The organism is Devosia insulae DS-56 (assembly GCF_000970465.2).
In the GTDB taxonomy this organism is placed as follows: Bacteria; Pseudomonadota; Alphaproteobacteria; order Rhizobiales; family Devosiaceae; genus Devosia_A; species Devosia_A insulae.
On sequence record NZ_LAJE02000363.1, the window covers coordinates 131,807 to 142,801 of the forward strand.

The following is a 10,995-nucleotide window of genomic DNA, read 5'->3' on the forward strand; positions in this document are numbered from 1 at the left end:
CCCGCGCCGGAGGGGTTCAGGTCCGCCTCAGCGGATCATGTTCAGCGATTCCTGCAGCATCTGGTCGGCCGCGGAGACGATGCGCGTCCCGGCCGCGTAGGCCTGCTGCGTGACGATCAGCTTGGTGAACTCTTCGGAGATGTCGGTGTTGGAGGCCTCGACGGCCGAACCGATCACCCCGTCGGTGTCGAGCAGCGGCTCACCCGATTCCGAGGTCGCGGCGAACACCCCGCCATCCATGCGTTTCAGCGCATTGACCGCGTTGAAGTTCGCCGTGACCACCTGAGCCACTTCGAGCTGCTGGCCGTTGGTGTAGGAGACCACGACGCGGCCGTTGTCGTTCACCCCCACCGAAACGAACTCGCCGGCAGCATAGCCGTTCTGGTTGAGCGTCGTCACTTCGGCGTTGCCGTTCGGATCGGCGAACTGGGTCAGGCCCGAGGCGCCGTGCTGCAGGCGGATATCGCCGATGGTGACGCCGTTGACCATGAGGCCGGGCAGTTCGGTGGCCTCGACCGGCGGGTTGGGCGAGCCATCGGGCCCGAAGGTGTAGTCGTCACCGACCCGAGTCCAGGCGGTGCCGGTGCCGGTGGCCTGCGAGTTGGTGAGGATGAACAGGTTCCACTTCTCTGCGCCACCATTGGCGGTCGAGTTCACCTTGGCCCAGCGCATCTGCACGTTGGCCGGCGCGCCATTGCCGGCATAGACCGTTACCGCGCCGCCGGAGATCGACTGCGAGACAAAGGCGTCGGCCTTGTCGGCGCTGACGGTATTGACGCGCTGCTGCAGGGCGAGCGCCGACGAAACGGTCGGGTTGTAGGTGCCGTCGGCCAGACCGAACCCCAGCGACGAGGTGCCGGTGGTGTTGTCGGCGACCTGCACCACGTCGGTGGCGTCGGCGCCGATCACGGTGATGGCGCCGCTCGAGTTGAGAGCGACGGTGGGCCGATCGCCGGCCGGCAGCGCGCCGTCGATGGCGGCCTGGATGGCGGTCAACAGGCCACCGACGGTGCCCGCCGCGGTCACGTCGACGTTGGTACCGCTGGTGCCGCCGCCTTCGTTGAAAGTGATGGTGACCGGTGTGCCGCCGTTGACGGTAAGGGTCAGCGTGTTGCCGGCCACCGCAATGGTGTTGGCGGCAGCGCCGGACGTGGTGGTCGCACCAGAAGTGGTTGCGGCCGTGTCGGGCGTGATGGTCAGGAAGTCCTGCGCCCGCAGCAGTTCACTGCCCGGCACCTTGGAAGCCTGGTAGGCCGCCGTCTTGGGTAGCTGCGGCAGGTTCAGCTCGTAATTGACCGAAGTGGTCTGCTGCGCCGGCAGGAAGGCGCTCGACACCTGCAGCACCTGCGGCACCGAGCTCGAAATGTTCTGCGTCGCCGGATCGATCGGCAGGCCCTTGAGGTAGTAGCCCGAGCCGTTGACCAGGTAGCCGTTCTTGTCGAGCTCGAAGTCGCCGCGGCGGGTATAGTAGTTGGCGCCGGCGAACAGCGTGTCGCCATCCGACATGCCGATCGGCGGCTCGACGACGAAGAAGCCGTTGCCGTTGATCGCCATGTTGGTTTCGGTCGACGTGCCCTTGATGTCGCCCTGGATGTTGTTGGTCGAGCGCGAGTAGGCGAGCACCGAGCCGGCCGTCTGCCGCTTCTGGGCGGCATCGGGGATCATGTCGACGAAGTCGGTGTCGATGCGCTTGAAGCCGGTGGTCTGGCTGTTGGCGATGTTGCCCGAGATGTTCTCGAGCGCGAAGGATTGGGCGCGTAGCCCGGTGACTGCGGTCGAAAGAGCGCCGTAGATGCCCATAGTTTGCTCCATACCCCCATTTGGCGTGCGGACACGCGGGTTCGGATTATGCAATGCAAGGGCGATGCCAGTTCGACTGCGCGTTGAAATTGCTTGGTTTTTCGCCGCACTGGTAACGGGTGTGGCGATAAAGGGGCAAAAGAGTCCGGGTCGGGCGGCAACAATTGCCGGGAGGCGTTCGGGCAATCGCCCGCAAGGGACAGGCCAATGCCGGCACACGGTAGGACGAGGACCCGGGATCGCGGCGGCTGAGATATGCCTTTGATCCACTATTGAGGCGGATTTGCTGTGACCTCTTTACGGTCGCTGCGCACGGGCAGTGCAAGATGGTGCCACGAGTTCCTCACGCTCGCCATCAATCGAGAATGTGAGGAGACTTGTTATGCCCAATACTAAGCCGAACATCCTGGTGATGTGGGGTGACGATATCGGCCAAGCCAATCTCAGCTGCTACACCAAGGGGCTGATGGGCTACCGGACACCGAACATCGATCGGGTCGCCAATGAAGGCATGATCTTCACCGATTCCTACGCCGAGCAGAGCTGCACGGCTGGGCGGGCGTCCTTCATCACCGGCCAGTGCGGCCTTCGGACCGGCTTGACCAAGGTGGGCCTTCCCGGCGCCTCCCTTGGGCTGCAGGCCGGAGACATCACCATCGCCGAGGCGCTGAAGCCACTTGGCTACCGCACGGGCCAGTTCGGGAAGAACCACCTGGGCGATCGCGACGAACATCTGCCGACGATGCATGGGTTCGACGAGTTCTTCGGCAACCTCTACCACCTCAACGCCGAGGAAGAGCCCGAAGAAGTCGACTATCCAAGCGAGAAGGACTTCCCGAACTTCCGGAAGAAGTATGGGCCGCGCGGTGTGCTGCACTGCTGGGCCGACGGGAAAGGCGGGCAGAAGATCGAGAACACCGGCCCGCTGACCAAGAAGCGGATGGAAACGATCGACCTCGATTTCCTCGCGGCGGCCAAGGCGTTCATCCAGAAGGCTCACGATGCTGGCGAGCCGTTCTTCGTGTGGTTCAACACCACCCACATGCATGCCTGGACGCACGTCGACCCGAAGAGCCGCGGGCAATCGGGTCGCTGGCAGTCCGAGTATCACGACGTGATGATCGACCACGACAAGGCGATCGGCGAGATGCTCGATTTCATCGACAAGCTGGGCATCGCCGACAACACGTTCGTGCAGTACTCAACCGACAACGGCCCGCACATGAACACCTGGCCGGACGGTGGCATGACCCCGTTCCGCTCCGAGAAGAACACCAGCTGGGAAGGTGCCTATCGCGTGCCTTGCATGGTGCGCTACCCGGGCAAGATCAAACCGGGCTCCGTGTCGAACGGCATTATCAGCCATCTCGACTGGTTCCCCACGATCCTGGCGATCGCCGGAGACACCGACATCAAGGAGAAGTTGAAGAAGGGGCTGAAGGTCGGCGACAAGACCTTCAAGGTTCATCTGGATGGCTTCAACCTGCTGCCGCACCTGACAGGCCAGGAGGCCGAGAGTCCCCGCAAGGCCTTCATCTACTTCACCGATGATGGCGACGTGGCGGCGCTACGGTATGACAACTGGAAGATGATGTTCATGGAGCAGCGGGTCGAGACGACGCTCAAGATCTGGCTCGAGCCGTTTGTCGTGCTCCGCACCCCCTATATCTTCAACCTGCGCATGGATCCGTTCGAGCCGGCTATTCAGACCTCGAATACCTTCTACGACTGGATGTTCAGGCACATCTACATGCTGGTGCCGGCGCAGGCTGGCGTGGCGGAGTTCCTGCAGACATTCGAGGAATTCCCGCCGCGGCAGAAGGCGGCGAGCTTCAGCCTCGACCAGGTGATTGACAAGATGGAGGCGGCGTCGGCCTCACACGGGCACTGACGCCACAGAAGGCGGCATCACCACAGCCACTTAGTCATCAACGGTCGACTGGCCGGTCGCACGAGCGATGATCATCGGCTCTCGCAGTCAGGTCTGGCCCCATTGGGCCCGGCCTCCCGGGAGGAGGACGAAGATGCGCTCAGTCCTTGTGGAGGCATATCGGCCCATTTGGCGGCCACCGGATCCAAGTCCGGCGCCATCGCAAACCCCACCGCCCGGAACCCAAGTTCACGGTCAGCAGACTTGCCATCTTCCAGCTTGGCAACTTCCGTAAAGTGTTCACTTTCCTCGCCAAGGGGGGTATCGAACTCGTACCCCCTGCCCTTGTCCCGTCCCCGCGCATCGTCTAAATCGATCACGCCGAACCGGACCCGCCCCCTATGCTGTTCAACTCCGCCGAGGATTTCCTGAGCGCGCCGCGTCACGCCGTGACGGTGTTCGGCATGGCCGGGGTCGGCAAGACCTGGCTGGCGGCGCTGTTGCGCAAGCACCAGTGGTTCCACTATTCGGCCGATTACCGCATCGGCACGCGCTACATGGGCGAGTTCATCGTCGACAACTTCAAGGCCGAGGCCATGAAGGTGCCGTTCCTGCGCGAGCTGCTGCGGACCGACTCGATCAAGATCGACAGCAATATCACCTTTTCCAACCTCGACCCGCTCTCGACCTATCTCGGGCGCCCCGGCGATGCGCGCCGCGGCGGCCTGCCGCTCAGCGAGTACCAGCGCCGGCAGGAACAACACCGGGTGGCCGAGGTCGCGGCGCTGGAGGATGTGCCCTACTTCATCGAGCGCGCCGACCAGCTCTATGGCTACTCGAACTTCATCGCCGATACCGGCGGCTCGCTGATCGAGGTGGTGGATCCTGCCAATGCCGAGGATCCGGTGATCAAGGCGCTGACGGCGAGCACGCTGCTGCTCTACATCCGCGGCACCGAGGATGATGCGCACAAGCTGGTCGAGCGCTTCAAGCACAGCCCCAAGCCGATGTATTACCAGCCGCATTTCCTCGTCGAGAAATGGGCCGAGTTCAAAACCCTCAACAAGCTCAAGGACGACGCCGACGTCGATCCGGACGCGTTCGGCGCCTGGGGTTTCGAGGCCCTGCTCAAGGACCGGCTGCCGCGCTACCAGCAGCTCGCCGACAATTTCGGCTACACTATCGAAGCCAGCGACCTCGCCACGGTGCGCGACGGCGACGAATTCCTCGACCTCGTGGCAGGGGCGATCCGTCAGCGAATGCGATAGCGCCGAAATATCGGCGCCGCTTCCGCTCACCCAATCGCTATCCTATCTAGAGGCACATCATGCCAATTCGCATTCCTGACCACTTGCCAGCGGCCAAGACCCTTCAATCGGAGGGTGTCATGGTCATGGACTCCTCCCGCGCCGCGCGCCAGGACATCCGCCCGCTGCAGATCGGCCTGCTCAACCTGATGCCCAACAAGGAGCGGACAGAAACGCAGTTCGCCCGGCTGATCGGGGCTACGCCGCTGCAGGTCGATCTGACGCTGGTGCGCGTCAGCGACCACAAATCCAAGAACACCTCGGAAGAATACCTCAAGAGCTTCTATTCCACCTGGGAAGAGGTGCGGGAGCGGAAGTTCGACGGCTTCGTAGTGACCGGCGCCCCGGTAGCAAACATGCCGTTCGAGGAGGTCAAGTACTGGTCCGAGATGCTCGAGATCATGGACTGGACAGAGACCAACGTGCACCACACGATGTTCATCTGCTGGGGCGCGCAGGCGGCGCTGCATCACTTCCATGGCGCCAGGCGCTACCGCATGCCGTCAAAGGCCTTCGGGGTGTTCCGCCACAAGCTGGTCGGCCCGCAGACACCGTGGCTGCATGGCTTCTCGGACAGCCCGATGATTCCGGTGAGCCGCTACAACGACATCGACCGGACGAGCCTTGGCGAGAACCTCGAGGTGCTGATCGACAACGACGACATCGGCGTCTGCATGCTCGAGGACAAGGTACGCCCTGCCCTCTACATGCTGAACCACCTCGAGTACGACAACCGCTCGCTGGCGGATGAGTACGAGCGCGATGTCAAAGCCGGGCTCGACACGCCGCCGCCGGTGAACCTGTTCCCCCATGGCGACACCACGGTGGAGCCGGAGAACCGCTGGCGCAGCCATGCGCACCTGTTGTTCCAGAACTGGATCAACGAGATCTACCAGACGACGCCGTACGAGCTGGAAAGGATCGGGTTGCGTGACTAAGGCGATCTGAGGAACTGAGAGACGGCCCCGTCCGGGGCCGTCTGCTTCAGTCAGTGCATCCCCTCGGCCGACTTCTTCAGCCCCTCCAGCATCATGGTCCAGTTCCTCTCGAACTCGGCCTGGGTCTTGGCGTCCACCTCAGTGTCCTCGCCCTCGTTGAACTGGCTGAGCGTCACCTTGGTCCGCGCGCCTGATGGGGAGAGCTCGTATTTGACCACGTGATAACTGGGCGGGCGCTGGCTGGAGCCGTCCTTGTCGCTCCAGTGGGTGAAGCTCAACTCTTTGGCCTCCGCCAGCGTCTGGATCTCGCCGCGATCGGTAAAGCTCCTGCCCTGCCATTCGCCCTTGAAGGTAATGGGGTGGCCGATCTTCCAGTCCGTCTCGATCCTGGTGCCGGGAAACATGGCGCCGCCTTTCATAGCCTTCCATACGGTAGCGCTCGGGGCGGCGATAAAGGTGTCGATTTCAACGACAGGTTTGTGCATCTGCACCTCCTCTGGTTGGAGGTCAAACGCCCGGCCGCAGCATGAGGTTGCCGACATCATTGCGGCGCCAAGTTGAGCAGCGCCAACGCGCTAGCCTTGCATTCCCAAGGGGACCGCCTACCTTCCGGGCAATCCGAGGAACCCCTGTGCCGCAATCGCCGACGACCATTACAGATGAGATCGGCATCGCGCTGGGCAACCTCGCAGATGCGGCGGCGGCGCCGTTCACGCCCACGCTGCGCCTGGGGGTGACCGGGCTCAGCCGCGCCGGCAAAACCATCTTCATTACGGCGCTGATCCATAACCTTTTGACCGGCGGGCGCCTGCCCGGCTTTGCAGCGCTGACCGAGGGACGGTTCATCGGCGCGCGGCTGGCCGAGCACCCGGATGCCGGCATCCCGCGCTTTGCCTATGAGCAGCATCTGGCGGCGCTGACCGGCAAAGACCCGCACTGGCCGGACTCGACGCGCAAGATCAGCCAGTTGCGGCTGACGCTGAAGTTCCAATCGAAACGCTGGGTGTCGGGGATGTTCGGTCCGACCGTGCTCAACCTCGATATCGTCGACTATCCCGGCGAATGGCTGCTCGACCTGCCGTTGCTGTCGCTGAGCTTCGCTGAATGGAGCGAACAGGCGCTCAAGCGGGCAGCACTGCCGCACTCGCAAGCCGAAGCCGCGGCTTTCCTGAGCGAGATCGCGCAGACGGACAGCTCGAAAGAGGCGACCGATGTGGATGCCGAGCGACTGGCGACGGCATTCACCGATTACCTCAGGCGCAGCCGCGAGGACGGACGGGCGCTCAGCACCCTGCCCCCAGGCCGGTTCCTGCTACCCGGCGACCTCGAGGGCAGCCCGGCGCTGACCTTCGCGCCGCTGCCGCCGTCGGTGGGCCCGGTGCGGTCGTCGAGCCTCTACGCCATGCTGGAGCGGCGCTACGAGGCCTATAAGGCGATCGTGGTGCGGCCGTTCTTCCGCGATCACTTCGCGCGGCTCGACCGTCAGGTGGTGCTGGTCGATACGCTCAGGGCGCTGAACGCCGGCCCGGCGGCAGTCGCCGATCTCGAAACGGCGCTGACCGATATCCTGTCGTGCTTCCGGCAGGGCGACAACAACCCGATCACCCGGCTGGTGGCGCGGCGGATCGACCGCATCCTGTTCGCGGCCACCAAGGCCGACCACATCCACTCCTCGAGCCACGACCGGCTGGAAGCGGTGATGAACCGACTGGTTGCCGATGCGGCGCGGAAGGCCCGGTTCGCCGGCGCCGAGACCCGCTCGATGGCAATTGCAGCGATCCGTGCAACGCGCGAGAGCGTCATCGAGGAGGCTGGCGAGAAACACGAGGTGATCGTTGGGACGCCACAGGCGGGCGAGGTGCTGGACGGCAGGACCTACGATGGCAAGACCGAAATCGCACTGTTTCCCGGTGACTTGCCTGAGCATCCTGATTCGTTGTTCGAGGATGGCCGTCCAGTTGCGCTGAATTTCCTGCGCTTTCAGCCGCCACAGCGCCTGGAGAAGAACGCCGAGGGCAACGTCGTGCTGCCGCATATCCGTTTCGACCGGGCGCTCGACTATCTGATCGGAGACTGGCTGCGATGAAACCTCCTTTCGCCCGCCCCGTCTCGTCCAGCGGCGGCGCCGCCGAGGAGCCGCGCCGCCCACGGGTGTTCGAACCGGCGCAGGCCGTCGCCCTGCCCGAGAGCATCGAGCCGATCACCGATATCGAAGTCCCCCTGGATGACGCCGTGCGGCCGCCCCGGCTGCTCGGCTGGGTCGGACGAGTCGCCTGGATCGCCGGCGGCATATTGGTGTCACTGGCGCTGGGGCTGGCGGCTGAGCGGTTGATCGCCGAGCTGTTCGCGGCGCAACCCTGGCTCGGCTGGGTCGGCCTCGGCGTGCTGGCAGTGCTGGTGATCGCGCTGCTGGTGATCATCGTGCGCGAGGTGGCGTCGCTGCTGCGGCTCCGCGCCCTCGACCAGCTACGCCACGCGGCGATCGCGGCCTTGGCCAGCGACCGCAACAAGGACGGCGCGGCGATCACCCGCGAACTGCTGGAAATTTACGCCCGCCGGCCGGACCTGGCGCGGCCACGCGACGAGCTGGAGAGCAATGCGCGCCACGTCTTCGACGGCGCCGAGCATGTTCGGCTGGGTGAACGGCTGCTGATGGCGCCGCTCGATATGCGGGCCCGGGCGCTGACGGCGGCCTCGGCGCGGCGCGTGGCGCTGGTGACGGCGGTCTCGCCGCGGGCACTGATCGACATCGCCTTCGTCATCTTCGAGAGCGTGCGGCTCGGCGGTGACATCGCCCGGCTCTATGGCGCGCGCCCCGGCTTCATTGGGACCTGGCGGCTGATCGGCGCCATCCTCGCGCACCTCGCGGTCACCGGCGGGTTGGTGCTGACCGATGGCGTGGTCGAGCAGCTGGTCGGCCAGGGGCTGGCGGCAAAACTCTCGGCCCGGCTCGGCGAGGGTGTGGTCAACGGCCTGATGACGGTGCGGGTCGGCATCGCCGCGATGCGCGTTGTCCGCCCACTGCCGTTCGAGGTGGTGAAGCAGCCGATGGTCAAGGATTTCATCCCCGAGCTGGCCAACGTGCTGAATGCGGAGAAGAAGTAGGCGACCCACATTGTCGGATTTCTCCAATCTCGTTCCGGGTCCCGTGGCTAGAACTGTGGACATCAACCAGGGCCTCGGGCCAACAACGGAGAGAAGCAATGTCGATCCTCAGCACCAGCACCAAGACCGTCGCCACCCTCACTTTCGCGCTGCTGGCCAGCGTTTCACTCGCGGCCGAGACAGTCGTCGACCTGCCGAGCGGCGTGAAGGCTACCCTCTCCACTCCCGATAGCGGCGCGACCGGGCAGGCCGTGGTGATGCTGCACGGCTTCGGCAGCTCCCGCGATGAAGTGGGCGGGCTGTTCGCCCAGCAGGCCGCGGCGCTCGCCGCCGAAGGCATCGCGTCGCTCCGCATCGATTTCCGCGGCTACGGCGAGAGCACCGGCGACATGGCGGACACCACGCTCGAAGGCTTGGTGGCAGATGCCGCCGAGGCCCGCACCTATCTCAGCGGCGCCGAGGGCGTCGACGCGGCCCGGGTCGGCGTCATCGGCTACAGCTTCGGCGCTGCGGTCGCCATGCTCGAACCCGACGACTTCAAGTCGGTGGTGGTGTGGGGCCAGATGGGCGATCTGCAGAAGGAGTTCCACGAGTTCCTCGGCCAGGACTTCTACGACAAGGCGAAGGCCGAGGGCTCGGCCAGTGTCGATCTCGGCTGGCGCGTGGTGACGCTGAAGCAGAGCTTCTTCGATAGCCTCACTCAGAACGATCTCGCCGCGCGGTTCTCTGGCTATGCCGGCCCGTTCCTCACCGTTGCCGGCGAGGCCGACCCGGCGACCGGCTACTTCGAGCAGTACCTGGGTCTCGCCAAGGGCAAGACCGAGTCGCTCAGCATCCCCGGCGCCGATCACATGCTGGGCGTGTTCAGCGAGCAGCCCGAAATCGGCAAGCAGGTGATCGACAAGACCACCGCCTGGCTGAAGGACACGCTGTAACACCTGTTCCGATCCAAGACAGGGGCCGGGTTCACACCCGGCCCTTTCTGCGCGCGGTGAACAATGCGTTCGCCAGTCACATGAATGTGCCGTCTTGCGCGCTTCTGACCATAGGCACATATCCACCCCCAGTCACATCTAGTAACCAGGGGGCACCAATGTACCGGGTCGCCGTATTCGTCGGGAGCACGCGCCCGACCTCTTCGAACCTCAAGCTCGCCAAGGCGCTGGAAAAGCTGGCCGCCGGCAAGCTGCAGTTCCAGTACATCAAGATCGACAACCTGCCGTTCTACGACGACGCGCTGTGGAACGATCCGCCGGCCGAAGTGATGCGGCTGAAGCGCGAAATCGCCGCGGCGGATGCGGTGCTGTTCGTGACGCCCGAATACAACCGCTCGATCCCCGGCATCCTCAAGAATGCCATCGACTGGCCGTCGCGGCCTTTCGGCGAGAGCGTGTGGACCGACAAGCCGGGCGCCATTGCCGGCGCCACCGGCGGGGTCAGCGGCACTGCCGCGGCACAGGCGCATCTCCGCTCGATCCTGCCGGTGGTGGGCGTGGCGCTGATGGGCCGGCCGGAGATCTATTTCCAGTCGCGGCCCGGCGCGATCGACGATGACCACCACATCACCGATGAGCGGCTCAGCACCAACCTCAATATCTGGGTGGAGCGCTTCACTGACTGGATCGGCATGTTCACCAAGCCGCAGCAGGCGGTGGAAGAGATCGAGCGCAAAACCGCCTAGACTTCTCCTGAAAGCGCTCGGGTCGCCTTCACACAAGAGTCGCATCGACGGGCTACCCGTTCTCATATCCGGCACGTCGCCGGCGATATGGAGATGCGCGATGCCCAACTATCTCTTGGCCTACCATGGCGGTGGCGAACCCGAGAGCGAAGAGGCACAGGCGGCCGTGATGCTGGCCTGGAACGAATGGCTCGAGGCGACCGGCGAAGCCATGCTGGACCTCGGCAGCCCGGTCGGCGCGACGATGACCGTCGGCTCGACGGCACTGTGGGCCCCGCCCCGGCCGACCCGGTC

Annotated in this window: 9 protein-coding genes and 1 pseudogene; 8 read left to right on the top strand and 2 right to left on the bottom strand. The window is 64.6% G+C overall.

The window, feature by feature from the left end; all coding sequences use genetic code 11:
- Positions 1–27: 27 nt before the first annotated feature.
- A complete protein-coding gene (locus VW23_RS24725; RefSeq protein WP_069912141.1) occupies positions 28–1,800 on the bottom strand; it encodes a flagellar hook protein FlgE in 1,773 nt (590 codons plus the stop codon).
- Between the two features lie 382 nt (positions 1,801–2,182).
- On the opposite strand from VW23_RS24725, the gene VW23_RS24730 reads away from it, so the two are divergent.
- The 3 genes from VW23_RS24730 (at position 2,183) to VW23_RS24740 (ending at position 5,915) form a co-directional block, all read left to right on the top strand.
- Positions 2,183–3,691, top strand: a complete 1,509-nt coding sequence (locus VW23_RS24730) for an arylsulfatase (RefSeq protein ID WP_069912142.1) — start codon at positions 2,183–2,185, stop codon at positions 3,689–3,691.
- 380 nt (positions 3,692–4,071) lie between these two features.
- Positions 4,072–4,938 (top strand): ATPase, encoded by an 867-nt coding sequence (locus tag VW23_RS24735; RefSeq protein WP_069912143.1) that lies wholly within the window; start codon positions 4,072–4,074, stop codon positions 4,936–4,938.
- 59 nt (positions 4,939–4,997) lie between these two features.
- Positions 4,998–5,915, top strand: coding sequence for a homoserine O-succinyltransferase (locus tag VW23_RS24740; RefSeq protein WP_069912144.1), 918 nt, complete (start codon positions 4,998–5,000; stop codon positions 5,913–5,915).
- A 50-nt stretch (positions 5,916–5,965) separates the two neighbouring features.
- On the opposite strand, the gene VW23_RS24745 is transcribed toward VW23_RS24740, so the two are convergent.
- On the bottom strand, positions 5,966–6,400 hold the full coding sequence (locus tag VW23_RS24745; RefSeq protein WP_069912145.1) for an SRPBCC family protein: 435 nt from the start codon (positions 6,398–6,400) through the stop codon (positions 5,966–5,968).
- Positions 6,401–6,546: 146 nt separating this feature from the next.
- On the opposite strand from VW23_RS24745, the gene VW23_RS24750 reads away from it, so the two are divergent.
- The 5 genes and pseudogenes from VW23_RS24750 to VW23_RS24770 form a co-directional block, all read left to right on the top strand.
- The gene (locus VW23_RS24750; protein WP_069912146.1) at positions 6,547–8,001 is read left to right on the top strand and encodes a YcjX family GTP-binding protein; all 1,455 of its coding nucleotides are present in this window, start codon (positions 6,547–6,549) and stop codon (positions 7,999–8,001) included.
- The gene (locus VW23_RS24755) at positions 7,998–9,020 is read left to right on the top strand and encodes a YcjF family protein (protein ID WP_069912147.1); all 1,023 of its coding nucleotides are present in this window, start codon (positions 7,998–8,000) and stop codon (positions 9,018–9,020) included. Before VW23_RS24750 ends, VW23_RS24755 begins: the two co-directional genes overlap by 4 nt.
- Positions 9,021–9,118: 98 nt before the next feature.
- Positions 9,119–9,955 (top strand): alpha/beta hydrolase family protein, encoded by an 837-nt coding sequence (locus VW23_RS24760; protein ID WP_069912148.1) that lies wholly within the window; start codon positions 9,119–9,121, stop codon positions 9,953–9,955.
- Between the two features lie 158 nt (positions 9,956–10,113).
- The gene (locus VW23_RS24765) at positions 10,114–10,701 is read left to right on the top strand and encodes an NADPH-dependent FMN reductase (protein WP_069912149.1); all 588 of its coding nucleotides are present in this window, start codon (positions 10,114–10,116) and stop codon (positions 10,699–10,701) included.
- A gap of 100 nt (positions 10,702–10,801) precedes the next feature.
- Positions 10,802–10,995 (top strand): annotated as a pseudogene (locus VW23_RS24770) (hypothetical protein); the annotation flags it as partial.

What these genes read in the sequence shown, in the direction of transcription:
- VW23_RS24725 (WP_069912141.1), bottom strand. Translation starts at nt 1,800, where the DNA reads ATGGGCATCTACGGCGCTCTTTCGACCGCAGTCACCGGGCTACGCGCC.
- VW23_RS24730 (WP_069912142.1), top strand. Translation starts at nt 2,183, where the DNA reads ATGCCCAATACTAAGCCGAACATCCTGGTGATGTGGGGTGACGATATC.
- VW23_RS24735 (WP_069912143.1), top strand. Translation starts at nt 4,072, where the DNA reads ATGCTGTTCAACTCCGCCGAGGATTTCCTGAGCGCGCCGCGTCACGCC.
- VW23_RS24740 (WP_069912144.1), top strand. Translation starts at nt 4,998, where the DNA reads ATGCCAATTCGCATTCCTGACCACTTGCCAGCGGCCAAGACCCTTCAA.
- VW23_RS24745 (WP_069912145.1), bottom strand. Translation starts at nt 6,400, where the DNA reads ATGCACAAACCTGTCGTTGAAATCGACACCTTTATCGCCGCCCCGAGC.
- VW23_RS24755 (WP_069912147.1), top strand. Translation starts at nt 7,998, where the DNA reads ATGAAACCTCCTTTCGCCCGCCCCGTCTCGTCCAGCGGCGGCGCCGCC.
- VW23_RS24760 (WP_069912148.1), top strand. Translation starts at nt 9,119, where the DNA reads ATGTCGATCCTCAGCACCAGCACCAAGACCGTCGCCACCCTCACTTTC.
- VW23_RS24765 (WP_069912149.1), top strand. Translation starts at nt 10,114, where the DNA reads ATGTACCGGGTCGCCGTATTCGTCGGGAGCACGCGCCCGACCTCTTCG.